A 23,899-nucleotide genomic window follows, 5' to 3' on the forward strand; every position below is an offset into this window, starting at 1 on the left:
GGCATAGCGGGATCCGTTCGGCGGGATCCCCGGTGAATTCAAACAGGGAGGCAGGGCATTGAAACCGAATAAAATCCTCTCCCAGCACAAGGCAAGGCTCCTTCGGGAGGAAAAAAGGCTCCTTCAGAGACGGGAGAGCTCCTACTGGAAGGAAACCCTGGCGCCGGTAAAGGAAAAGCTCTCAGACCTTATCCCCGACAAGGCCCTGGGCGTTCTGCGTGAGGCCTTCGAAACGGGATTTTACGTGGTCTTCGACAAGGGCACGGCGATCATCGAAAAAAGTTACTCGGCGCAGAAGCACCGGGATCAGTACGACGTCAACCGCTATATCCTGGGCAAAGCCATCACGAAAAAGAACTTAAAGCGCTTTGACCGGCACGCATCCAAAAACGCCGCGGCCAACAAGGGCATATCGGCGGCGGAGGGCGCCGTCCTGGGCGTGCTGGGAATCGGGCTGCCGGACATCCCGGTTTTCATCGGGGTCATATTGCGGACCGTCTATGAAATCTGTCTCAGCTACGGATTTGAATATGATGCCCCCCAGGAGCGAATCTTTATTCTCGGCATCATCTGCACCGCCTCCAGCAAGGGGGACGCCCGCGCGGAGCATTCCGCACGGACGGATCGGATCGGATACCTCATCGACACGGGGCAGGCCGTCCCGGACGATCTGAAGGGTTCCATCCGAGAGGCGGCGGATTGTCTGTCCGGGGCCCTTCTGGGGGCCAAATTCCTGCAGGGGTTCGCCTTGGTGGGCGCGGTGGGCGGCATCACCAATCTGAGCCTTATTCAGTCGGTGAGCCGGATCGCCATTTTCAAATACAAAAAGCGGTTCCTGCGCCGGGCTATTTCCGCCGGAGAGACGGAAAAGTAAAAGGCGGAGCGGAAAACCGAGCCTACGTGTCCGATACCGGATAAACGCCTTGCTTCCGATGCAAAGGGGAGCAGGGCGTTTCCTATTGAATCCGCCCGAACTGTTTTTCCAGCTGGGCCCTGGAAAGGGAGATCGCCACGGGCCGCCCGTGGGGACAGTACCGGACCCGGCCCGCCATCACCTCTTCCACAAGGGCGGTCATCTCCTCGGGGCTGCTTTTGGAGCCGGCCTTGACGGCGGCTTTGCAGGCGATGGAGCTGAGCACCTCGCCTCGGACGCTTTTAGGATCCACCCTTTTAGCATCCAGAATACAGCCGGCCAGCTCCGAAAGGGCGGAGGGAATCCCGCCGGGATCGATGTCCCAGGGGGTCTGACGGACGATCAGGCTCCCGCCGCCGAAGTCCTCCACCTCAAAGCCGAATTCCGAAAGCATGCCGCGGTTTTCCAGCAGGACGGCCGACTCCTCTTTGGGCAGGGCCACCACCGCGGGGGAAAGCAGGACCTGGGCCATGACGGAGCCAGGCTCCTTCACCAGCCGGTCGAAGAGGATACGCTCGTGAGCGGCGTGCTTGTCTATGAGGAGCAGGCCCCCGGGCTTCTCCACGACAATATAGGTTTCCAGGGCCTCCCCCAGGATGCGAAAGAGGCCAGGGCTTTCCGGGGGAAGCGGAGCGGATTCATGCGGCTGCTGCCGCTCTTCCCGGTCCGGCGCTAGTGCGGACTGTACGGACACGCTCCCCGGGGACACAGAGGGGGCGGTTATGCTGCTGTCCGTTTCCCGATACGGAAGCCGGACAGAGGCGGAAGGGACTCCATACGTCAGGAAGCGGCCGCTTTCCAGCGCAAGCCCCCCGTCTTTCAGCTCGGTGTCGGCGGGAAAAACCGAGGTCTGGAATCCGGAGGCGGCGGAGGGCGGGCCCACACGGACCTCGGGTCCGGCAGGAAAACCGCCATGTTCCGGAGTATCCGTCCGGCGGGCGCCGTCCTGCGCGCGCAGCGCCATCTCCGGATGAGACAGCTCTCCCTCCAGCGCGGAGAGCACCGCATAATACACGGCGTCAAAAACGCGCCGCTCGCTTAAAAACTTGACTTCGGTCTTGGCGGGGTGCACGTTCACGTCCACCGCGCCGGGGTGCAGCCGCAGATGGAGGACGCAGCCGGGGAATTTCCCGGTCATGGCGCGGTTTTTGTAGGCCTCCTCCAGGGCCGCCGTCATAAGCCGGGACTTCACATACCGGCCGTTTACGAAAAAGTGCTGGTATCCGCGGGTCCCGTGCCCGCTGAGGGGCTTCGTGACATAGCCCCAGACCCGGGCGTCTGCGCCGGAGGAGGAAACCTCCATGAGGCCCAGGGCGAATTCCCTGCCCAGAGCGCCGTAAATCGCGGAAAGCAGCTTCCCGTCCCCGGGAGTGAGCATTTCCTCTTTGCCGTCCCGGATAAATTTAAAGGAAACCTCCGGATGGGACAGGGCGGCGTTCTGGACGACGGCGGCGACGTTGGCCGCCTCGGCGGAGTCCTTTTTCATGAATTTGAGCCTTGCGGGGGTGTTGTAAAAAAGATTGCGCACCACAAGAGTCGTGCCCCGGGGGCACCCGGCCGGCTCCCGCTCCCCCGGCACTCCGGCCTCCAAAGACAGGGCGGTCCCCATCTCCTCCTCCGAAGAGCAGGTGAGAAGCTCCACCCGGGAGACCGCGGCGACGGCCGCCAGGGCTTCGCCCCGGAAGCCCAGAGTCCCGATAGCGGCAAGGTCGCTCTCGTCCCGGATCTTGCTGGTGGCGTGCCTCAAAAAAGCGGTCTCCACGTCCTCCGAGGGGATGCCGCAGCCGTTGTCCGACACACGGATATAGCTCATGCCGCCGCTGCGGATCTCCACCGTCACGGCGGAGGCTCCGGCATCTATGGCGTTATCCAGCAGTTCCTTCACCACCGAGCCCGGGCGCTCCACCACTTCCCCGGCGGCAATCAGGTCGGCGACATGGGAATCAAGCTGCAGAATCCTGGGCAAGGGCGAACCTCCTTTTCCATACGCCGAACCGGCGGTCAGGCGCCAAAAATAGCCACCAGCGCAAAGGCGTTTATCAGCATGTGCAGCATGATGGCCGCCCACACGTTCCCGGACTTCTCATAGCACCAGGCCAGAGCCAGAGAAGGGGGGAGATACTGCAAAATCGCGATGAGATAGGTGTAGTCTCCCGAGGTGAAGATATACTGCCACACATGGAGAATACAGAAGAGGAGCGCGGATATCACATAAGCCAGAATCCGGTTCTTTTCCCGGATGGAGCCGAAGATCAGGCCGCGGAACAGGGTCTCCTCCACGAAGGGGGAAAGAAAGAGAACCATCACCATGGTGGCCCGGGCGTTCTCCCGGGCCTGGGCGACGATGGCGTCGGTATTCACGTTATCAAAGCCGCCCGGCACCAGAGAGAGCAGCAGGCCCATAAGAAAGTTCGCCACAAAGTAAAAGCCGAAGGCGAGGGCGACGACCTTCAGACTTCCCATAACGTTGTCCGAAAACTCGTCGAAGGACTTGAGATGAAACTTACGGAACAGGAGGATGACACAGCCGAACAGGATAAAGTAGTACACCAGGTTCACCGTGGAATCGCTGGGGGAAATGCTCCAGTTCCGTTCCAGAAACAGGCAGGCAAAGGACACCGCAAAGGGCAGAACCAGCATGTAGATAGGGAAAAACACGATGCCCAGCTTGATCTCCCGGGCGGAAAGATTGGAATGAAATTTGTTTTCCATGCGATTGCTCCATTTCCCCGCCGGGACAATTCCCACGGCGGTTTCCGGCAGGCCCCCCAGGCGGCGGGCCGCTGTTCCGGATAAAACCCTGCGGCGCTCACGGCGGGCCGCGCATACGCGCGGCGCCCTTCCCGCCTCAGTTCAAAGACTGTTTCAGCTCAAACAGAAGATTCATGGCCTCGATGGGGGTGAGGGTGTTGACGTCCAGCTCCCGGAGACGGTCCGCCACCCGGGAGGCGCCCATGTCCAGCATGGACAGCTGATCGCCGGAGGCAGCGGGGGCGCTTTTTCCCCGGGCTTTTACCGGACCGCCGTTTTCCAGGGCCAGGAGGATCTCTTTGGCGCGGTCGATCACCCGGTCCGGGATACCTGCCAGCTTGGCCACTTCCACGCCGTAGCTCTTGTCCGCGCCGCCCCTTACGATCTTCCGGAGGAAGATGATTTCGTCTCCCCGCTTTTTCACGGCGATGTTGAAATTTTTCACCCCCGCCAGCTGCTCCTCCATTTCGGTCAGTTCGTGGAAGTGGGTGGCAAAGAGGGTCTTTGCCCCCAGGCGCTTTTTGTCCGCGCAGTACTCCAGGACGGCCCGGGCGATGGACATTCCGTCGAAGGTGGAGGTCCCCCTGCCGATCTCGTCCAGGATCAAAAGGCTCTTTGCGGTCGCGTGCCTCAAGATATCGGCCACCTCGGTCATTTCCACCATGAAGGTGGACTGGCCGGCGGCCAAATCGTCCGAAGCTCCCACCCGGGTGAAAATCCGGTCCACCACGCCCAGGCGCGCGCTTTTGGCGGGGACGAAGCTGCCGATCTGGGCCATGAGGGCGATGAGGGCCACCTGACGCATATAGGTGGATTTTCCCGCCATGTTGGGGCCGGTGATGATGGCCACGCGTTCTTCTTCGGTACCCATCCTCGTGTCGTTGGGGACAAAGAGACTCCCCTTCAGCACCTTTTCCACCACCGGATGGCGGCCCTCCCGGATCTCCAGAAGACCGGAATCGTCCACCTCCGGCATAACGTATCCGTTTTTGCCCGCCGCCTCGGCGAAGGAAGCCAAAGTGTCCAGCCTTGCCACGGCGGAGGCGGTTTTCTGAATCCGGTGCACCGCGCCGGCCACCGCTTCCCGCACCCCGGTAAACAGTTCGTACTCCAAGGCCACCACCTTATCGTGGGCGGTGAGGATGGTGCTCTCCATCTCCTTGAGCTCGGGGGTGATATACCGCTCGCAGTTTGCCAGGGTCTGCTTGCGGATATAGTCCTGGGGCACCAGGGCGTAATTGGACTTGCTGACCTCTATGTAATAGCCGAATACCTTGTTGTATCCGATCTTCAGGTTCTTAATCCCGCTTTTCTCCCGCTCGGAAGCCTCGATGGCTGCCACCGAGCCTTTCCCGCCGCTCATGACGTCCCGGAGGCGGTCCACCTCCGCGTCATACCCGGTCCGGATGACGCCCCCTTCCCGCACGGAAAAGGGAGGCTCTTCCGCAATGGCCCGGTCGATGAGCGCCCGGATATCGGAAAGCTCGTCCAGGTTCGAGAAAATCTCCCGCAGGGCCACGGAGGAGAAGGGCGCGATGAGGCGCTTTATATCCGGCACATAGGACAGGGCCAGAGACAGGGCCACAAGGTCCCTGCCGTTGGCGGTGCCGTAGACCGCACGGCTCACGAGGCGCTCCATGTCGGTGATCTTCTTTAAAACCAGAATCAGCTCCGCCCTGGGCACCGCGCTGTTTAAAAGCTCCTGCACCGCCAGGTGCCGCCGGCGGATGGCCACGGGGCTGAGGAGGGGCTTTTCAATCCAGCTCCGGAGAAGCCGGCCTCCCATGGCGGTCTGGGTATGATCCAGCACCCAGAGGAGGCTCCCCCGCTTTTCCTTGGAGCGCATGGTCTCCGTCAGTTCCAGGTTCCGCCGGGCCGTCAAATCCAGTTCCATGTACTGGCCGCTCTGATAGTAGCTCAGAACATTGATATGGGAAAGATCCGTCTTCTGGGTCTCATAGAGATAGGCCAGAAGGGCCCCCGCGGAGCGCGCGACGGCCTCTTTTTCCCGGGGAATGGTCCCGCGGGCCTCCGCGCCGAACTGGCGGAGGATGCGCTCTTCCGCGGCCGCCGGTTCAAAGCGGCCCGCGCCGCCGGATTCGCAACGGCAGCCCAGCTTATCATTGAGCGCTGTCAGAAGATCGGGTTCGGCAAAGGCTTCCTCCGACAGCACCGCCTCGGCGGGGGCAAACCGGCCCAGCTCGTTTATCAGGTGGGAAACCCGGTCCGGCCCGTCAAAGCCGGAGGCGAAAAATTCCCCCGTGGAGATATCGCAGAAGCAGATTCCGGAGCTTTCCGCGTCCAGGCAGACGGAGCAGATGAAATTGTTGCGCCCCTCGTCCAGCATGGAGCTGTCGATCACCGTTCCGGGAGTCACGATCCGGATGACCTCCCGGGAGACCAGGCCCTTGGCCAGGGCGGGGTCCTCCATCTGCTCGCAGATGGCCACCTTGTAGCCCTTGGCGATGAGGCGGGCGATATAGGCCTCGCTGGAGTGGTACGGCACGCCGCACATGGGGACCCGGTCGTCGGGGTTTTCCTTGGTCCGGTCCCGGGTGGTAAGAGTCAGGTCCAGCTCTTTGGAGGCGAGGCGGGCGTCGTCCTCAAACATCTCATAAAAGTCGCCCAGTCTGAAAAACAGGATGCAGTCCTGATTTTGTTCCTTTATCTCCAGGTACTGCTTCATCATGGGGGTCAAATCCGCCAAGGCCATCACCCGCCTTCCGATATGGTTCCGAACAGCGACCAGGTGGAGCTGCCGGTAATTTCCGCTTCCGCGAAGGTGCCGAGCCGGGACTCGTCCCCCCGGAGATGCACCAGGCGCCCGCCGTTTGTACGGGCGGTGAGATCAAAGCGTTCGTCCCGGCTGAGCCCGTCCACCAGAACGCGGACACGTTTTCCCACGTAGGCCGCGTGCTTTTCCGCGGAAATTTCATTCTGGAGGTCCACCAAAGACGCAAAGCGCCGCTGTTTTTCTTCTTTGGGCACGGGGTCCGGCAGGCGCGAGGCCGGGGTTCCCGGACGGGGAGAAAAAAGAAAGGTAAAAAGCGCGTCGTACCGGACTTCGCGCACCAGGTCCAGGGTTTCCTCAAATTCCGCCTCCGTCTCCCCGGGGAAACCCACGATCACGTCGCTGGTGAGGACCAGATCCGGCATGGCGCGCTTTGCTTCTTCTATGAGGCTTAAATAGTGTTCTCTCGTGTATCCCCGGTTCATGGCGGAAAGGACCCGGCTGCTGCCCGACTGGAAGGGCAGATGCAGGTGCTTTTCCACCCTGGGGCTTCCCGCCATGGTCTCAAAAAGGCGGGGAGAAGCGTCCTTGGGATGGCTCGTCATAAAGCGGAGCCAGAAATCCCCGGGGATTTCCCCCGCAAGGCGCAGAAGCTCCGAGAAATCCTCCCGGCCCAGGTCGCGCCCGTAGGAATTGACGTTCTGGCCCAGAAGGGTGATGTCCTTATATCCGGAATCCACAAGGCCCCGGATCTCCTCCAGCACGCAGGGGAGCTCCCGGCTGCGCTCCCGGCCCCGGACATAAGGGACCACGCAGTAGGAACAGAAATTGTTGCACCCGTACATGATGGAGACCCAGGCCTTACTGCCGCCGGAGCGGAGAACCGGGAGTCCCTCGGCAATGCTGCCGTCGGACTCCGGGATTTCAAATACACGCTCCCGCTGCCCAATGACACGGTACAGAAGTTCGGGGAAGCGCCAGAGGGCGTGGGTGCCGAAAACCAGGTCCACATGGCGGAAGGAGCGGCGGATCCTCTCGGCGGTCTCTCCCCGCTGCATCATGCACCCGCAAAGGGCGATGATCTGATCGGGTTTCACCCTCTTGGAATGGACCAGGGCTCCCACGTTGCCGAAAACCCGCTGCTCGGCGTGCTCCCGGATGGCGCAGGTGTTGATGACGATGACGTCCGCCTCTTCCGGGCCGGAGGCCTCGCCGTATCCCATCCGGGAGAGCATCCCGCGAAGGTGCTCGCTGTCGGCCTCGTTCTGCTGGCAGCCGTAAGTGTCCACAAAGGCAAGAGGGCGCTTCCCTTCCGATTCAAACCGAAGGCGGAGCTCCGACTCCAGATCGCGCTGGCGCTGCATTTCACTTTCGGGGATGAGCACTTGTTTTCCGTTCACCCATTTGCCTCCGAGTCCTGATTTAATCCGCTTTATGCCTATCAGTTTAACATTTTCCCCCGGATTATTCAAGGAAAACCCGCCCTGCGCGCCACTGCCCCGCGCCCGGCCGGCAATATAAGGGATGCCCCGGTTCCGTTACGGTCCGGGGCATCCGCCGGCGCGTTCGCTACAGGCCGCGACATCGGGGCAGTATGCGGCGCTGTTTTTCGCTTTTTCAGGGAATCATGCCCTCATTTCCCGGACAAGGACGCCGCTATGGCGTCCGCCAGAGCGTCCATATCCGCCTCTCCCTCCGGCTTCAGGGAGGAGCGGATATCCATGGGCGGCGTCAGCAGCTCCATTTCCTTCATGGCAGACAGGAGCTCCTCCATCCGTTTGGCGGCGGCACTGGCCCAGGAATGGCAGCCGAGGACGGCGACCTTCCGGTTTTTCAGGCCCAGAACGCCCATATCCTGGAGAAGGGTCTCCATAGGGAAATACAGGTGCAGGTTATAGGTGGGAGAGGCAAAAACCAAATGGCTGTATTTCCAGGCGTCGGATATGAGATAAGACGGGTGGGTCTTGGAAACGTCGTACATCCGCATGTCCGTAACGCCCCGCTGAGCCAGCTTATTGCAGAGAACGGATGCGGCGTTTTCCGTATTGCCGTACATGGAGCCGTAAAACAGGGCAACGCCCTTCTTTTCCGGCTCGTACCGGCTCCAGAGATCGTACTTTTCCAGAATACACGGGAGATCCTTCCTCCAGAGAAGCCCATGGAGGGGGCAGATCATGCGGATGTCCCGGCCGGCGAGCTTTTTCATGGCCGACTGGACCTGAACCCCGTAGCGTCCCACGATATTGGCATAGTAGCGCCTGGCCTCGTCCAAATACCCGTCGGTTATATCCACCTCATCGGCGAAAAGGTTCCCCGCCAGGGCGCCGAAGGAGCCGAAGGCGTCCGCCGAGAAGAGGATTCCCCGGGTTGCCTCCCAGGTGAAGATCACCTCGGGCCAGTGTACCATAGGGGCGAAGGTAAAGCGAAGAAGGCTCTCCCCCAGGCTCAGTTCCTGGTTCTCCTGGACTACCAGGCGGTTTTTGCCCAGTTCGGGGGTGAAAAACTGGCCCAAAAGCTGAAAAGTCTTCTGATTGCCCACCACCTGCACCTCCGGATACCGGCGCAGGATTTCCGCGATCACCGCACTGTGGTCGGGCTCCATGTGGCTGATCACCAGATAATCCAGTTTCCTTCCGTCCAGCACATGGGCAACGTTCTCCAGATAGAGGTCCGCTACGGAAGAGTCCACGGTGTCGAAGAGAGCGGTTTTCTCATCCAGAATCAGATAGGCATTATACGACACCCCGCCGGGCAGGGGAAACATATTCTCAAACCGCTCCAGCCGGCGGTCGCTCCCGCCGACCCAGAACACCCGGGGCGCAATTTCCTGAACGCAATACACTGTTCATGCCTCCTATTTTATTGCTTGATTCCGCAATCGTAAGTACAATTGTACCATGGAATATATCGGAAGTACAAGTCTGGGAATCTGCGGATAAGAGAGATCCGGGCGGCTGAGCGGAGATTAGGGGGCCGGCGCGCACGCCGGCCCCCTAATCTCCGCTTTTACACGGAAAAATCAAAACACCATCTTCTGAATTTCCACCTCGCCCAGGGCCAGCGCCTCTTTTTCAAAGGCCGCGGCCTCACTCTGGGCACCGTTTAAAAATTCCAGGATAATGAGGCCGTCCGGGCTGCAGGCGTCCGCGCCTGTCGAGTGAAGTCCCAGGCGGGTGGAAATGCTGCATCCGTAACGGGACAGCAGCGCCTGAAACTCCGATGCGTTCTTCATGCGCTCTTTGAGTTTTACTCCCATGATGATCTTTGACATAATTATCTACCTCCGTCTTTTGTTATCCATTCTTTTTACCATTCCTTGCCGCAGTCACTGCAGCGGAACGTATTGCGCATTTCCAAAAACGCCCGTTCCCCTTTGAGGAAAGCCAGACCCAGCTTTTCCGTAAAGGCGATCCTGCGGACCTTCCGGGAACCGCAGGCAGGGCATACGGGCATGTCCTCCCCGGAAGGGGCGCTGCCTTTTTCCGTATCCTGCACAGCAAATCACTTCCTCTTATCTATCCGCAATCCGGCTTTTAATATACACTCGGCAAGCCGTTAGATGTCTGCCTTGTCGATCCTCACCACGGCTGCATATTCCGAACCCAGGGCCTTTACGGCGGCCTGAATCTTCTCTTTGATCTGCCGGTCGGCAAGCGGGCAGGAATAGGGCACGATAACGTCAAAGATGAGATTCGTCTGATCCGAGCGCCGGACCACGCGAAAATCGTGAATGGTGAAAACCGGGTTTATCTGCTCCACCAGAGAAACTACCTCCTGCCGCAGTTCCAGAACGGCCTCGTCCCGGGTCACGATGGGGTCCAGATGGATGACAGCGTCGCAGTCGAAGCGTTTCCGCAGCTCCCGTTCGGCGAGGTCCACCACTTCGTGCATCGAAAGAAGATTCGCGTCCCTGGGAACTTCGGCGTGAAGGGAAATCATGATCCGGCCGGGACCATAGTTATGGATGATCAGGTCGTGGATCCCCACGATTTCACGATGAGACAGGACGATCTTCGTGACCTCGTCCACCAGTTCCGGGTCCGGCACCTCGCCCAGAATGGGACTGAGGGTTTCCTTCGCCGACGAAAAGCCGGTATAGAAGATAAAACATGCCACCACGGCGCCCAGGTATCCGTCCAGACGAAGGCCGTACCGGCTGCCCAGAAACATTCCCACGAGGACCACGCTGGTGGCCGCACAGTCGCTGAGGCTGTCGCGGCTGGTGGCGCGCATGGCGGTGGAACCGATTTTTACCGCAAGGCGGCGGTTAAACAGGTACATCCAGAGCTTGATGCACACGGAAGCGGCAAGGACAATGCCCACCAGAGGCTTAAACTCCACGAGAACCGGCTGAATTATCCTCCCCACGGAAGTCTGGAACAGTTCGATCCCCGCCAGCATGACGAGAAGGGAAATGATGAGACCCGCCAGGTATTCCATCCTCCCGTGTCCGAAGGGATGGTCCTTGTCCCCGGGAGCGCCGGCCATACGGAAGCCGAAAAGGGTGACAAAAGAGGAGGCGGCGTCTGACAGGTTGTTGAAGGCATCCGCCGTCACCGATATGGAGGCCACCGCCGTCCCGGCTATGAACTTGCCGCAGGCCAGCGAAAGATTCAGAATGATTCCCACGGTCCCGCTGAGCATCCCGTACTGCTTGCGGACGGAGGGGTCCTGTATCCTGTCGCTGTCCCGAATGAAAAACCGTATCAAAAAATCCGTCATGCGTTCGTCTCCCGAAAGGCCGTTTTCGCCGGCCGCTGCTCCGCCCATGCGGCGTTTTTATATTATCCCATATACTGGTACAAAAATCAATCCCAACACACAGGAAGGGTATTTCACGTCAGTCCGGCCCGGCGGTTTTTAGGGCGTCTTCCGCCTGCGCCAGGGGCAGAAAAAGCATCATCCGGGTCCCGATATTTTCCCGGCTGAGCACCTGGAAGCTGCCCCCGTGTTCGTCGGCGATACGCTTGGCAATGGAAAGGCCCAGTCCGGCTCCTCCCGTCTTCCGGGCCCTGGACTCCTCCGCCCGGTAGAACCGGTCGAATATCCTGGGGAGCGCCTCGGGAGATACTCCCGTTCCCTCGTCCTCCACCAGGAGTACCGCCTCGTTCCCTTCCCGTTTCGCTCCGATGAGAATCCTTCCTCCCGGAGGCGTATACTTGATGCTGTTGTCTACCAGAATCCGAAGGGCCTGCTTTAAAAGCCCCGCGTCTCCGCTCACCACCACGGGGGGGCCGGGCGCTCGTTCCAGCCGGTGCTCCGTGTGGACCAGATTGGTCTCCCGGTATACCTCCTCCACGATTTCCATGAGGTCCACCGGGGACAGAGTAAGGCGCAGAGTGTCATTGTCGCTGCGGGCGAGGAAGAGAAGCTGCTCCACCAGCTCCTGCATGGCCTCCGACTCGTGTTTGATGGCGGTGATGGCCTCCTGGGTGGTCTCCGGATCGTTTTTGCCCCAGCGGTCCAGGAGATTTGCATACCCCCGGATGACGGAGATGGGGGTGCGCAGCTCGTGAGACGCGTCGGAAACGAAGCGGGCCTGGGCCCGATAGGATTCATTGATGCGGTCCAGGAGGGAGTTGATGGCGGCGGCCAGGGTTTTCAGCTCCTCCTGGGCGCCTGAAACGGGGATACGGGTGTCCAGGTGGTCGGCGTTGATGGCGTTAAGGGTACCGGCCAGGCGGCGAAGCTCGGCGGGGGACATTTCACCCCGCTCATTGAGGGTCCTGGCCGCTTCGGCCAGCTCGTTCACCGGGCGGATGGCCTCCCGGATGGTCCGGGCGTTTCTCGCAAGGCCCCTCAAAAGCGCCAAAGCCTGGGCTATCGCAAAGATCAGCAGCAGCCAGCCGAAGAGGCGCAGGGGTTCCCCCAGGGAAAAATAAACCGCCAGAGGCGGGTCCAGCCCCGAGGGAACCACCACATACTCGCTGCCCAGAACAGAATCCCACCAGGTGTCCCCGCTTCCCATGCGAAGGCTCCGGGCGGCGTCCGCCGTCGCTTCGGGGTAAAGGAAGCGGAAAGCCTCCGGCGGAACGTATCCCTTCAGGTCCGCGTCCGGAGAGGCCAGCCGGAAACCGGCGGCCTCCGTAAAGGCTAGTTCCCCGCCGCCCGGCGCGCCGGCGGCTTCCGCCGCCAGGACGTATTTTGCGGACACCGACTCGGCATAAAATAAAAGCCCCCCCGCAAAAAGGGCGCAAAGGAGCACGTCCATCGAAATAAACACGCCCAGATACCGGAAAAAGAGCCGGGTATTCAGGCTTAAAACGATGGACTGCCGCATCCTGTCGGAAAATCGCCTGCCCGTTTCGCTTTGAGAGCGGTCCATGGTTCATTCATCCTTAATCATATATCCGAGGCCCCGCACGGTGTGAATCAGCTTGATGCCGAAGGCCTCGTCCAGCTTGGAGCGGAGGAAGCGCACGTAGACGTCCACCGCGTTGGTCTCCCCCGCAAAATCAAAGCCCCAGACTTTGTCCAGGAGCGACTCCCGGGTGATCACCCGGCCTTTGTTCTCCAGAAAATACTGCAGCAGGTCAAATTCCCGCTTGGTGAGCTCCACCTGGGTCCCGTTTACCCGGACCTCATGCCGGGAGGGGCACAGGGTGAGAGGGCCGGCGGAAAGGACCGGGTCCTCCCGGGCTGCCTGCCGCTTGCGGAGAGCGACGCGGATCCGGGCAAGAAGCTCCTCGATGGCAAAGGGCTTTGCAATATAGTCGTCGGCCCCGCTGTCCAGGCCCGCCACCTTATCCATCACGCTGTCCCTGGCGGTGAGCATGATCACAGGAACGTCGGACAGGCGGCGCACGCGGCGGAGGATCTCCATGCCGGAAAGGCCCGGCAGCATGATGTCCAGAAGCAGGAGATCGTACTCCCCTGCCTCGGCCAGCTCCAGACCTCTTCTTCCCTCGTGGGCTTTTATGACTTCGTATCCCTCGTACCGCAGTTCCAGCTCGATAAACCGGGCCAGGTTTTCCTCGTCCTCTATGAGAAGAATCCTGTCCGCCACATTCCCGCCTCCCGCAGGCGCTGCGGCGCGGCTCCAGCCGGACCGCAGCGCGTTTTGCTGTAAGTTGAGGACTTATGCCGCTTTATTCCTTGGTGAAGTTCTTTTTGATATCCTCCGCCACTTCCGAGGCGGAATCCACGATCCGGTTCACCGAGTCTTTGCCGAGATCTGGGCCGCGGAAATGATAGGTGCAGTCGAAAAACAGGCCGACGATCATAAGGGGCAGAGTGATCCAGAAGGTGAAGACCAGCAGGAAAACGAGGACGATCACGGGAATGGAGATGAGCACCTCTCCCTTGCGGATCACTTCAAAGTGATTGGATAGTCCCTTTTTCAGCAGATCGCCGATGGTCTTCCAAAAGTTGTCGGCCCGATGACAGTGACGGCGCTGCTCCTCCCGGGGCGGAGGAGCGGAGGTCTGCCCGCTCTGGGTCTCCTGCGCGGAAGAAGAGGTGTCGTACCGGCCGCCCTGCGCGGGTTCCTTCACCTTTCCCTTTTTCTCCAGATAGACCACCGCGTCCAGAAGATTGTCGCCGCATGCCTCCAGGGCCTCCTTGGCCTCCGCGAAGCTGACGTTTGCATACTGCCTGAGTTTTTCCACCTGTTCCAGGGTTGCCATGCTTGAAAGCCTCCTTTGTATTTGGTGCTTTCAATATAACAAAACAATCTTCAAATCCAATTGACGAAGGATTAAACCCGGATTAAAAACCGGTAAAGAAACCGGTTTGCCGCGCGGCACGCCTATATTCTCGCCACACCCGTTTTTCTGGCGGCTTTGGCAACCGCCTCGGAAACGGCGGGGCAGACACGGGGATCGAAGGCCGCGGGCAGGATATACCCCGGCGCCAGCTTGTCCCCCACGAGGCCGGCCAGAGCAAAGGCCGCGGCAAGCTTCATCTCGTCGTTGATATCCCGGGCGCGCACATCCAGGGCGCCGCGGAAAATGCCCGGGAAAGCCAGGACGTTGTTGATCTGGTTGGGAAAATCGCTCCGGCCCGTCCCCACCACGGCGGCTCCCGCGTCATGGGCCAGGTCCGGCATGATTTCGGGGACGGGATTCGCCATAGGAAACAGAATGGCCTTGGGCGCCATGGAACGGACCATTTCCCGGGTGACCGAGTCCGGCGCGGAAACGCCGATGAACACATCCGCGCCCCGGAGAACCTCCGCCAGAGATCCGGTTTTCTTTTCCCGGTTCGTGAAGCGGGCCAGCTCCTCCTTGGCGGGATTGAGATCGGACCGTCCCTCGTAAATCGCTCCGTGACGGTCGCAGAGGATCACATGGTTCAGACCCAGGGCCGTAAGGAGCCGGATGATGGCGACGCCCGCGGCGCCCGCCCCCTGGGTGACGACCTTGATATCTCCTATTTTCTTGTCCACAATCTTCAGAGCGTTGAGAAGGGCCGCGGCCACCACCACCGCCGTCCCGTGCTGGTCGTCGTGAAAAATTGGGATGTCGCAGCGTTCCTTCAGACGGCTCTCGATTTCAAAACAGCGGGGCGCGCTGATGTCTTCCAGGTTAATACCGCCGAAGCTTCCGGCGAGAAGAGAAACGGTCTCTACGATGGCGTCCGGATCCTTGGACCGGATGCAGAGGGGAACCGCGTTCACGCCGCCGAAAGCGTGAAACAGGACGCACTTGCCCTCCATTACGGGCATCCCCGCCTCGGGGCCGATATCTCCCAGGCCCAGGACGGCCGTTCCGTCCGTAACGACGGCCACCGTGTTCCAGCGGCCGGTGAGCTCATAACTCTTGTCGGGGTCCTTCTGTATTTCCAGGCAGGGCTGGGCAACTCCCGGGGTATAGGCCAGCGACAGCTCTTCCTTGTTTGTCACCGGCATCTTGGGAACGATGTCCAGTTTTCCGCGCCACTCGTAATGCAGTTTCAGCGATTCCTTTGCATAGTCCATTCGGGGGGCCTCCCATTCCTATCCGTAGTATTTCTGCAGCGTGTAGTCATTATATACCACTTCGCCTGTTTTGAAAACAGGCAAGTGCAGGGGTCCGGAAGAGACTTGAAAAGATATTTTCGGCAGTTCAGCCCTGCCAGCGCTCCACACTGACGCCCGTGTAGTACCATTCCAGGATTTCCACATAGTTTTTCCCCTGGGAGGCCAGTACGTTAGCTCCGTACTGGCTCATGCCGACACCATGCCCGTACCCCGTGACAAAGAAGACCACCGAGCCGTCTTCCGTATCCACCCGAAAGTCTGCCGAGCGCAGGGAAAACAGAGAGCGGACAGCCGGGCCGGAAACCGTGACGCCGCCGATGTCCAGGGAAATCACATACCCCGCTTCCGAGCGGGTCTCGTTTTTAAACCAGCCGGAGAGGGAAGCGGAGAGATCAGCGTTTGGATATTCGGCCAAAAAGGCTTCCTTGAACCGGGAAACGGAAACTTCCACCCTGCTGTAATAATTGGGGACCGTGGCGTCGGTTTCCGGGGATTCCACGCTCTGGAGATAGGGCAGATCCTTTCCCCAGACGTTCACGGCCGCCTCCGTACGGCCTGCGGAGGAGGAGTGGAACACCGTGTCGATGAGGGTCCCGTTGTAAAGCGCCACCATGCCGTCGGTTTCCGCCACCGCTTCCGTGATTTTTTCCCAGTACGCCGAGGCGTTTTCTCCCCAGGCCGCCGCTGCCGCCGCCTCGCCGATATACGCGGCGCAGCAGAGGGAGTCGGTGCACACGTCCGCCTCGGGGTGGGCGGAGCAGCCGTTTTGAATCCGGTAAAGAGTATAGGTCCTGGCTGCCACCGCCTGAGCCTTCAGGGCCTCCGGCTCAAAGGAGGCGGGCATTTCCGCCGCCAGGACGCCCCTCAGATATTGGTCCATGGGCATGACGGTTACGCTGCCCTCCTCCAACACCCGCACCGCGATGCCCGCGTCGACGGTCTTTGCGGACGAATACGTTATCCGCGGGGACGGCGCGGATAAAAAGGATACCCCCGGCGAAACGGCGGGCGAAGCCGGCAGGCCCGACACCGAAATGAGAGGCATGGAAAAGGTAAAAAGCAGCAGCAGCACGGAAATCACAAAGGTCTGTTTCATGGTGTTCTCCCTATGACGCGCGGCGCCGGCCCGGATACTCTTTTCTGTTTCCCATCAAACGGGAAGAACATGTTTTCGGGCTTCGCGGCACCGTCCGATTCAGCTATCGCACTATTTTTTATCACGAGGCATAATGCAGGATTCGTCCCGAAATGTTGCAATAAAAAGCAAAGTTTTTCCTTCCCCTCACTGTTCATATTTACTGAAACGTCTCTTCAAAGATTAATAAAATAAACTAAAACCTTTGATTTTTCAAAGGATTTAGATTGACTCGCCGGAGGGAAGAGAATATAATAGGGAAAATCTGATCTGGGAGGAGGCTGCGGATCATGCAAGACGACCTTCTGCTGAATTCCGATGCGTTCATCGGAAGCCTTTGCGATGAGTTCTGCAAGCACAATTACATCGATCCAACCTATTATGATAAATTCGACGTCAAACGCGGGCTGCGAAACGCGGACGGCACGGGCGTCATGGCGGGTCTGACTCAGATCGGCAACGTCCAGGGCTACGTGGTGCAGGATGGAGAGCGCGTCCCCAGAGAGGGCCGTCTCATCTACCGGGGCATCAACGTGGAGGACCTCATCGACGGATTTGTCTCGGAAAAGCGGTTCGGGTTCGAGGAGACCGCGTACCTGCTGCTTTTCGGCGCCCTTCCCAACCGCTCCCAGCTGGAGCAGTTCACCCGCCTCATCGCCCAGTGCCGCACCCTGCCGGCTTCTTTCACCGAGGACATGATCATCAAGGCGCCGAGCCCGGATGTCATGAATAAGCTGGCGCGGTCCGTTCTGGCTTTATATTCCTACGACCCGCGCCCGGAGGACGGATCTTTGGAAAATCTACTGCGGCAGTCTCTGGAGCTCATCGCCCGGGTGCCCACCATCGTGGCCCACGCCTACGCCGTCAAGAGGCATTACTACGACAATCAGAGCCTGTACCTGCACCGGCCCCAGGAGGATATGTCCTCGGCGGAAAACTTCCTGTATTCCGTACGCCGGGACAACGCCTTCACAGAGGATGAGGCTCGGCTTCTGGACCTGTGCCTGGTGCTCCACGCAGAGCACGGCGGCGGCAACAACTCCGCATTTGCCTGCCGCGTCCTTTCCTCCTCGGGAACGGACACCTATTCCTCCATCGCGGCGGCCGTCGGCTCCCTGAAAGGGCCCAGGCACGGCGGCGCCAACAAAAAGGTGATGGAAATGTTCGGCTGCATCGAGGAAACGGTGCGGGACTGGAAGGACGACGACGAGATCAAGGCCTGCCTTGAGGAGATCATAAACGGCCGGCTGGGAGACGGAAGCGGGCTGATTTACGGCATGGGACACGCCATTTACACGCTGTCGGATCCACGGGCCGTGATCCTCAAGCGGTTTGCCCGGTCGCTGGCGGCAAAAAAAGGAATGAGCGAGGAGTTCGATCTCTTTGAAACGGTGGAGAGGCTCTCCCCGGAGGTATTCCTGTCCGTGAAGGGCGAGACCAAAACCATGTGTGCCAATATTGATATGTATTCGGGACTTGTCTATAAAATGATGAATATCCCCATGGATTTATACACGCCCCTGTTTGCCATCGCGAGAATCGTCGGCTGGTGCGCCCACAGGATCGAGGAAATCCACAATCCGGGCAACCGAATCATGCGGCCCGCCTACAAGGCGGTGGCTCCCACCCGGCCTTTCGTGCCCATGGACAGAAGAATATAGCTTCAGTATGAAAGAACCCCCCGCATAAAATATGCGGGGGGTTTTAAAATACATTGTTTGTTGGTTTTCAATTGTGGTATAATAGCCGCAAAGCGTCTATTATACCGGGCTTGACGGCGCGGTTTGCTCCCGCCCTTCGGACGGAACCGCAAACGATGCCATATACCACGATACGCTCCGCGTTTGTGGCATAACAGCCGCAAAGCGTCCATTACACCGGGCTTGACGGCGCGTCCGCCTCGCACCTCAAGGCGAAACCGGCGGCGATGCTGTTATTTCACCGTTACATTCAACCTCGCAAAGAAAAGAGGACTAGCATGAGGAACTATCAGCTGCTGCCCGTTTTTCCAATCGCCGCGGGCATCGCAGGCGCCATACTCCGGCATTTTGAGCTTCTGCGGGCTTTTGAACCGGACACCGGCCTCGCCGTGCCCGGTCATCCCCTTTCGGCCGCCATGATCCTGCTCTCTATGGCAGCGGCGGCCGTACTGCTGCTTTTCACACTGAAAATGCGCATCCTGCCTATTAAGGGCGGATACCGGGAAGCCTTCCGCATCGACGGGCCCGCCCTTGCCGCGGTCCTGGTCGCCTCCTGCTTCCTGCTGCTTTTTTACGGCGCGTCCGAAGTCGTGGCTTTTGCGCGGGATGTTCCCCATCTCGTCTCCCACCTTTTACTTGCCGGACTTATCATCTGGGCGGGCATTTCCATGCTGTTCACCATTCAGAGCAGCTTTCGGGGCGGGCAGAGGGAGGCATTCGGCCTTGAAACGCTGGTTCCCGTCTTCTTTTCCTGCTTCTGGCTGATCCTATCCTACCGGGACCGGGCGGCTGACCCCGTGATTCTGGATTATATCTACGAGCTACTGGCCATTATCCTGTTTGTTCTGACACTTTACTTCATGGCCGGATTTGCCTTCGGAAAACCGAAGGTACACAGGGTCTCCTTCACGGCCATGCTGGGCGTTTATTTTTCCATCGTGACAATCGCGGACGCCCACAGCCTTGGAAAAACCGCGGCTTTTGCCGGAATCGCGCTGTACGAAGCGGCCAACGCTTTTATCCTGATGAAGAACATTCGGTTCAAGTCCGGACAGCCCTGAAAACGCAAATTCGAAATCTCATCTGCACAATATAAAAGTAAAGAGCCGTCCCGCACAGCGAAGACGGCTCTTTCAACCGCCGAAAGGCTTTGCCATTCGGCGGAGCAACGGGAGAAGGATCGCGTTTTTGAGAAAACGCGCAAAGTGTGCCTTGCGGAAAGTGAATTCCCGCAAGGCACCTGGATTTCATCTTTTTCAGATTTTGGTCACGGAACGCAACACAAAATCTGAAAAAGCTTTTCGCCAGCGGCGAAAAGTACGAAAAGTTTTTGGAGAAATAAAGAGCCGTCCCGCACAGCGAAGACGGCTCCCTTTTTCTGTTATTAGGCTTTGGGCGGTTTGGGCGGCTCCGCTTTAACATCCGGTTCGATGAGGGCTTTGACGCCGGCGGCGAGGCCCGCGAGCCCCTGGATTTCCGAGGGAATAATAATCTTGGTCGCCTTTCCGTTGGCCGCTGCGGCAAAAGCCTCCAGCGACTTGATTTTAACCACCTGATCGTTGGGGTTGGATTCGTTGAGCAGCTTCAGGGAATCGGCCAGGGCCTTCTGGACCTTCAGGATTGCCTCGGCTTCGCCTTCCGCCTCCAAAATTCTCGCCTGCTTTGCGGCGTTTGCCCGCAGGATGGCGGCCTGCTGATCGCCCTCCGCCACCAGGATCTGAGAGGCCTTCGTGCCTTCCGCCTGAAGAATGGACTGGCGGCGCTCCCGTTCGGCCTTCATCTGCTTCTCCATGGAATCCTGGATCTCACGCGGCGGGATGATGTTTTTGAGCTCGACACGGTTTACCTTGATCCCCCAGGGGTCCGTCGCCTCGTCCAGGATGGTCCTCATCTGGGTATTGATGATGTCCCGGGAGGTAAGGGTCTGGTCCAGCTCCAGGTCGCCGATGATGTTACGCAGGGTGGTGGCGGAAAGATTCTCGATGGCGGAAAGCGGATGCTCCACGCCGTAGGTATACAGCTTCGGGTCGGTGATCTGAAAATACAGGACCGTGTCGATCTGCATGGTGACGTTGTCCTCGGTGATCACGGGCTGGGGCGGGAAGTCGATGACCTGCTCCTTCAGGGATACCACCTTTGCCACCCGCTCGATGAAGGGGATCTTGAAGTGGAGCCCCACTTCCCACACGGTGGAAAACGCACCCAGGCGCTCCATTACAAAGGCCTTGGACTGCTGCACGATGAATACGTTCTTCACCACAATCACGAGCACCACGACGATGAGAATGATCCATCCGGCAATGCTACCTACCGCGCTGAAAAAGGTTCCGGGAAAAAACATAACTTACCTCCTTTATTGTTGCCGGGCACAGGCGCCCGAGGCATATCCGGGCTATACTCCCGCTTCCACCGGGGCAGCGGCCCTGATTACAAATACTTTGACTCCCTCGATCCTGGTCACGTTCACCCTTGTATCCACAGGGAATATTTCGTCCCCCTCGGAACGCGCCGTCCACAGAACGCCGCCGATGGACACCATCCCGGTGGCTTTGAGGTTGTCGATGGTCTCGGTGACAATCCCCGTTTTCCCGATGACCCTGTCGGCATTGGTGCGAGTCTTTTTCGGGGACAGATATTTTTTGGCCAGCGGCCTGGTAAACAAAAGGGTGACGGCGGAAACCGCGAAAAACAGGACGACCTGCAGCGGAAGGCCCGCTCCCAGGGCGGCGGCAATCATAGCCGCCACGGAGCCGATGGCAAACCAGATGGAGGTCAGACCCACGGTCAATCCCTCTATAACGGCAAACACAATGATGCCAATCAGCCAGAATCCCGTCAAATCAAATCATTCCTTTCTGTGGCGCCGGGCGGGCGCCCGCCGCGGGAGGCGGCATACGCTAGTATTCCATGAATCGGCGGCGATTATCGTATCGCGCTTTGTTCGCAGCCGCGCAAGGCGGGGACGATATAAAACAAAGCTTTTTTCATAACGAAATGACTATACGCTATATAATAGCCGCAAACTACCATGTAGTTATTATATCATATCATTTTTCAAAGCGCTATCCATTGTTTGGGAGGCGGCGGAGGGTAAAATTTACGTAAGGAATTTACCGGGGAGCCGTCTTACGCAGTTAAAAGGAGTATTCAAAATGGAATTTACCGTTCCCTGCCTGTTCGGGCTGGAAGCACCGGCGGCGGACGAATTAAAGCGGATGGGCCTTTCCAACGTAAGGGCGGAAAACGGACGGGTGCACTTTTCCGGGGAGGCCCGGGATATTGCCAGGGTCAACCTCCGCCTGCGCACCGGAGAGCGGGTCCTCATCCGCATGGGCACTTTTCCCGCCAGATCCTTCGAGGAGCTGTTCGAGGGGACAAAAGCTCTTCCCTGGGAGGAATATATCCCCATTCACGGCGCTTTCCCCGTCAAGGGATATTCCCTCAACTCCAAGCTGCATTCCGTTCCGGACTGCCAGAGCATCATCAAAAAGGCCGCTGTGGAGCGCCTTAAGGGAAGGTATAAAACCGCCTGGTTCCAGGAAACCGGCGAAATATACCAGATCCAGTTTTCCATCATGAAGGACGAGGCCTCGCTTTACATCGACACCACGGGAGCCGGGCTTCACAAGCGGGGATACCGGGCCGTGGGCGTGGCTGCGCCTTTGCGGGAAACCCTGGCGGCAGGCATGGTGAACATTTCCCGCTATCGGGGCAAAGAGCCCTTCTGCGATCCCTTCTGCGGGTCCGGCACCATCGCAATCGAGGCGGCTTTAGCGGCAATCAACCGGGCTCCGGGCCTCACCCGCTCGTTTTCCTCCCAAAAATGGGGACTGGTGCCCGGCGACGTCTGGCAACAGGCCGCCCAGGAGGCGAAAAGCCTGGAATATTCGGGGACTTACGACATCTGGGGCGGAGATATCGACCCGGACGCCGTTCGAATCGCAAGGGACAACGCGCGCAAGGCCGGGGTGGACAAGCTCATCCGATTCGAGGTTTCGGACGCCGCTAAGTTCACGAGGGCCGAGCCGGGTGGCATAATCATCAGCAATCCGCCGTACGGGGAGCGCATGATGGACAAGGAGGCGGCGGAGATGCTTTACCGGGCTTTCGGAAAAGCGGCCCTGGGGCTGCTCCGGTGGAAGCTCTATCTCCTCTCCTCTCAGGAGCACTTTGAACAGGCTTTCGGCCGCAGGGCGGACAAAAAGCGGAAGCTATACAACGGTATGATTCAGTGCAACCTCTTTATGTTCGGAATCTGATACTGATATGCGATAAACCCAATATAAAATCGGCCTGTTTTCCGCACCGCAGGGCGCTAAAATTGAGTTTGGACCGGTGAAGCACGAATGAAGCATCTCTTTGTAATCAACCCCACGGCGGGAAAGACGGACAGAAGCCATGAAATCCGCGCGGAAATCGAAGAACTGGCCAGGGAAATGGGTTTTCCCTGCGAAATCATACTTACCCGGGGCCCCATGGACGCGGCCGACATCGTTCAGCGGGCGGCCGGGCAGGGAGACGAGCTGCGGGTTTACGCCTGCGGCGGGGACGGGACGCTGAACGAAGCGGTCAACGGCGCGGCGGGGTATCCTCACGTGGCCGTTACCCAGTATCCCACGGGCAGCGGGAACGATTTTATCCGCATTTTCGGCAAAGACACCTCTCGGTTTTCGGATCTGCGGGAATTGGTGGAGGGCGAGACGGCGGAGTTTGATCTCATCGACTGCAACGGCCGGCTCTGCCTCAACATCTGCTCAGTGGGACTGGACGCCAGAATCGCCGCGGGAATGCAGTCTTTCAAAAAGCTCCCCTTTCTCTCCGGAAGAGGAGCTTATGCTCTGTCCACCCTGTATCACGTTCTCCGGGGAATTTCCCGCCCCTATGAAGCGGAAGTGGACGGGCGGCATTTTTCCGGCGATTTCACCATGCTGGTGGCCGCCAGCGGGCGATACTACGGCGGAGGGATGTACGTGATGCCGGAAGCGGAGCCGGACGACGGGCGGATTGAGTTCCTTCTGGTCCGGAAGGTAACCGTACTTAAGGTGGCTGAGGTCATCGGCGATTACAAGACCGGAAATTACAGGCGGCATCCGGATCTGGCAACCCATCTCACGGGAAAAGAAATGGCCATCCTGAGCCGGGAGGGGCGCACAGCCATCAACATCGACGGCGAGGTGATGATGAGCCGGGAAGTCCGTCTGTCCCTTTCCCCCAGAAAAATCCGTTTTATTTTTCCACGCGGTGCCCGATGGGAATCCACTTTTTTCGCCGATCCCATATAAACCGCGGAAGGCGGCAAGGACCGGGAGGTTTGACGTTTGGAGACGCTCAGAGTGGGTATCAAGTACTGCGGAAACTGCAATCCCCAGATGAACGGGCCGGCACTGGTACAGGTTCTCCGGGACAACATGCCGGATACTCTGTTTCTGCCCTATGACGATCCCCGCCGGGATGTGCTGCTGGTGGTCAGTTCCTGCCCCGTGGACTGCGCCACCCGGCCTCAGGTACCCGGACCGGAGGTATCCGTGGCCGGCTTCAGCGTAAACCGCGTGTCCTGCGGAGAGGACGAGCTGCCGGGAGCCGTCATGCGGGCGCTGGAATCCTTCCGGCCGTCACGTCCCGGGAATAACGAGCCGGCGGTCGGGGCAGAGTAGCTATGGTCGGACATGCAAACCGGCCGATTCCCCGTCTATCGGGGTTCTATCCGCGA

At 59.3% G+C, this 23,899-nt stretch carries 21 protein-coding genes; 6 read left to right on the forward strand and 15 right to left on the reverse strand.

The annotated features are described in order from the left end of the window. Positions 1-58 precede the first annotated feature (58 nt). A complete protein-coding gene (locus tag B9A13_RS05885; protein ID WP_159448040.1) occupies positions 59-874 on the forward strand; it encodes an EcsC family protein in 816 nt (271 codons plus the stop codon). 82 nt (positions 875-956) lie between these two features. On the opposite strand, the gene mutL is transcribed toward B9A13_RS05885, so the two are convergent. The 13 genes from mutL to spoIID form a co-directional block, all read right to left on the reverse strand. Beyond that, positions 957-2,879: a DNA mismatch repair endonuclease MutL gene (gene mutL / locus B9A13_RS05890; RefSeq protein WP_084234147.1), complete on the reverse strand. Its 1,923-nt coding sequence runs from the start codon at positions 2,877-2,879 to the stop codon at positions 957-959. Positions 2,880-2,914: 35 nt separating this feature from the next. After that, the gene (locus B9A13_RS05895; protein ID WP_084234149.1) at positions 2,915-3,625 is read right to left on the reverse strand and encodes a CPBP family intramembrane glutamic endopeptidase; all 711 of its coding nucleotides are present in this window, start codon (positions 3,623-3,625) and stop codon (positions 2,915-2,917) included. Between the two features lie 136 nt (positions 3,626-3,761). Beyond that, complete coding sequence (gene mutS, locus B9A13_RS05900) at positions 3,762-6,377, reverse strand: DNA mismatch repair protein MutS (protein WP_423241261.1); 2,616 nt, start codon at positions 6,375-6,377, stop codon at positions 3,762-3,764. Then, the gene (gene miaB, locus B9A13_RS05905; RefSeq protein ID WP_242942796.1) at positions 6,377-7,795 is read right to left on the reverse strand and encodes a tRNA (N6-isopentenyl adenosine(37)-C2)-methylthiotransferase MiaB; all 1,419 of its coding nucleotides are present in this window, start codon (positions 7,793-7,795) and stop codon (positions 6,377-6,379) included. Before miaB ends, mutS begins: the two co-directional genes overlap by 1 nt. Before the next feature lie 233 nt (positions 7,796-8,028). Beyond that, positions 8,029-9,237, reverse strand: coding sequence for an FprA family A-type flavoprotein (locus tag B9A13_RS05910; RefSeq protein WP_084234150.1), 1,209 nt, complete (start codon positions 9,235-9,237; stop codon positions 8,029-8,031). Between the two features lie 177 nt (positions 9,238-9,414). After that, the gene (locus B9A13_RS05915; RefSeq protein WP_084234151.1) at positions 9,415-9,666 is read right to left on the reverse strand and encodes a CPF_0552 family protein; all 252 of its coding nucleotides are present in this window, start codon (positions 9,664-9,666) and stop codon (positions 9,415-9,417) included. Positions 9,667-9,701: 35 nt separating this feature from the next. Further along, positions 9,702-9,890, reverse strand: a complete 189-nt coding sequence (locus B9A13_RS05920; protein WP_084234153.1) for a transposase — start codon at positions 9,888-9,890, stop codon at positions 9,702-9,704. A 60-nt stretch (positions 9,891-9,950) separates the two neighbouring features. Beyond that, positions 9,951-11,117, reverse strand: coding sequence for a cation diffusion facilitator family transporter (locus B9A13_RS05925; RefSeq protein ID WP_084234388.1), 1,167 nt, complete (start codon positions 11,115-11,117; stop codon positions 9,951-9,953). Positions 11,118-11,235: 118 nt separating this feature from the next. Next, entirely contained in the window at positions 11,236-12,720 is a 1,485-nt protein-coding gene (locus B9A13_RS05930; protein WP_084234154.1) for a sensor histidine kinase, read from the reverse strand. A 3-nt stretch (positions 12,721-12,723) separates the two neighbouring features. Continuing rightward, positions 12,724-13,401, reverse strand: a complete 678-nt coding sequence (locus B9A13_RS05935; protein ID WP_084234156.1) for a response regulator transcription factor — start codon at positions 13,399-13,401, stop codon at positions 12,724-12,726. Positions 13,402-13,483: 82 nt separating this feature from the next. Further along, positions 13,484-14,020, reverse strand: coding sequence for a DUF4342 domain-containing protein (locus B9A13_RS05940; RefSeq protein ID WP_084234157.1), 537 nt, complete (start codon positions 14,018-14,020; stop codon positions 13,484-13,486). A 122-nt stretch (positions 14,021-14,142) separates the two neighbouring features. Continuing rightward, positions 14,143-15,312, reverse strand: a complete 1,170-nt coding sequence (locus B9A13_RS05945; protein ID WP_084234159.1) for an NAD(P)-dependent malic enzyme — start codon at positions 15,310-15,312, stop codon at positions 14,143-14,145. A 127-nt stretch (positions 15,313-15,439) separates the two neighbouring features. Next, positions 15,440-16,450, reverse strand: a complete 1,011-nt coding sequence (spoIID, locus tag B9A13_RS05950) for a stage II sporulation protein D (RefSeq protein ID WP_084234161.1) — start codon at positions 16,448-16,450, stop codon at positions 15,440-15,442. A 329-nt stretch (positions 16,451-16,779) separates the two neighbouring features. On the opposite strand from spoIID, the gene B9A13_RS05955 reads away from it, so the two are divergent. After that, on the forward strand, positions 16,780-18,150 hold the full coding sequence (locus tag B9A13_RS05955) for a citrate/2-methylcitrate synthase (protein WP_084234162.1): 1,371 nt from the start codon (positions 16,780-16,782) through the stop codon (positions 18,148-18,150). 317 nt (positions 18,151-18,467) lie between these two features. Further along, the gene (locus tag B9A13_RS05960) at positions 18,468-19,250 is read left to right on the forward strand and encodes a hypothetical protein (protein ID WP_084234164.1); all 783 of its coding nucleotides are present in this window, start codon (positions 18,468-18,470) and stop codon (positions 19,248-19,250) included. Between the two features lie 323 nt (positions 19,251-19,573). On the opposite strand, the gene B9A13_RS05965 is transcribed toward B9A13_RS05960, so the two are convergent. Together B9A13_RS05965 and B9A13_RS05970 are read right to left on the reverse strand one after the other, a co-directional pair. Further along, positions 19,574-20,530 (reverse strand): SPFH domain-containing protein, encoded by a 957-nt coding sequence (locus B9A13_RS05965; RefSeq protein WP_084234166.1) that lies wholly within the window; start codon positions 20,528-20,530, stop codon positions 19,574-19,576. Between the two features lie 51 nt (positions 20,531-20,581). Further along, positions 20,582-21,028 (reverse strand): NfeD family protein, encoded by a 447-nt coding sequence (locus B9A13_RS05970; protein WP_084234167.1) that lies wholly within the window; start codon positions 21,026-21,028, stop codon positions 20,582-20,584. Positions 21,029-21,341: 313 nt separating this feature from the next. Between B9A13_RS05970 and B9A13_RS05975 the strand changes: the two genes are divergently transcribed. The 3 genes from B9A13_RS05975 to B9A13_RS05985 all read left to right on the forward strand — a co-directional run bounded on the left by B9A13_RS05975 (position 21,342) and on the right by B9A13_RS05985 (position 23,843). Then, a complete protein-coding gene (locus tag B9A13_RS05975; RefSeq protein ID WP_084234168.1) occupies positions 21,342-22,448 on the forward strand; it encodes a THUMP domain-containing class I SAM-dependent RNA methyltransferase in 1,107 nt (368 codons plus the stop codon). An 87-nt stretch (positions 22,449-22,535) separates the two neighbouring features. Then, positions 22,536-23,471, forward strand: a complete 936-nt coding sequence (locus tag B9A13_RS05980) for a diacylglycerol/lipid kinase family protein (protein ID WP_084234169.1) — start codon at positions 22,536-22,538, stop codon at positions 23,469-23,471. A gap of 36 nt (positions 23,472-23,507) precedes the next feature. Further along, positions 23,508-23,843 (forward strand): hypothetical protein, encoded by a 336-nt coding sequence (locus B9A13_RS05985; protein WP_084234171.1) that lies wholly within the window; start codon positions 23,508-23,510, stop codon positions 23,841-23,843. Positions 23,844-23,899: the final 56 nt, after the last annotated feature.

This window comes from Papillibacter cinnamivorans DSM 12816 (genome assembly GCF_900176335.1).
Taxonomy (GTDB): domain Bacteria; phylum Bacillota; class Clostridia; order Oscillospirales; family Oscillospiraceae; genus Papillibacter; species Papillibacter cinnamivorans.

Bases quoted from the DNA above. Each gene is read 5' to 3' on its own strand.
- B9A13_RS05945 (WP_084234159.1), bottom strand. From the start codon at position 15,312: ATGGACTATGCAAAGGAATCGCTGAAACTGCATTACGAGTGGCGCGGA.
- B9A13_RS05955 (WP_084234162.1), top strand. From the start codon at position 16,780: ATGCAAGACGACCTTCTGCTGAATTCCGATGCGTTCATCGGAAGCCTT.
- B9A13_RS05965 (WP_084234166.1), bottom strand. From the start codon at position 20,530: ATGTTTTTTCCCGGAACCTTTTTCAGCGCGGTAGGTAGCATTGCCGGA.
- B9A13_RS05975 (WP_084234168.1), top strand. From the start codon at position 21,342: ATGGAATTTACCGTTCCCTGCCTGTTCGGGCTGGAAGCACCGGCGGCG.
- B9A13_RS05960 (WP_084234164.1), top strand. From the start codon at position 18,468: ATGAGGAACTATCAGCTGCTGCCCGTTTTTCCAATCGCCGCGGGCATC.
- spoIID (WP_084234161.1), bottom strand. From the start codon at position 16,450: ATGAAACAGACCTTTGTGATTTCCGTGCTGCTGCTGCTTTTTACCTTT.
- B9A13_RS05980 (WP_084234169.1), top strand. From the start codon at position 22,536: ATGAAGCATCTCTTTGTAATCAACCCCACGGCGGGAAAGACGGACAGA.
- B9A13_RS05925 (WP_084234388.1), bottom strand. From the start codon at position 11,117: ATGACGGATTTTTTGATACGGTTTTTCATTCGGGACAGCGACAGGATA.
- B9A13_RS05895 (WP_084234149.1), bottom strand. From the start codon at position 3,625: ATGGAAAACAAATTTCATTCCAATCTTTCCGCCCGGGAGATCAAGCTG.
- B9A13_RS05940 (WP_084234157.1), bottom strand. From the start codon at position 14,020: ATGGCAACCCTGGAACAGGTGGAAAAACTCAGGCAGTATGCAAACGTC.
- B9A13_RS05915 (WP_084234151.1), bottom strand. From the start codon at position 9,666: ATGTCAAAGATCATCATGGGAGTAAAACTCAAAGAGCGCATGAAGAAC.
- mutS (WP_423241261.1), bottom strand. From the start codon at position 6,377: ATGGCCTTGGCGGATTTGACCCCCATGATGAAGCAGTACCTGGAGATA.
- B9A13_RS05930 (WP_084234154.1), bottom strand. From the start codon at position 12,720: ATGGACCGCTCTCAAAGCGAAACGGGCAGGCGATTTTCCGACAGGATG.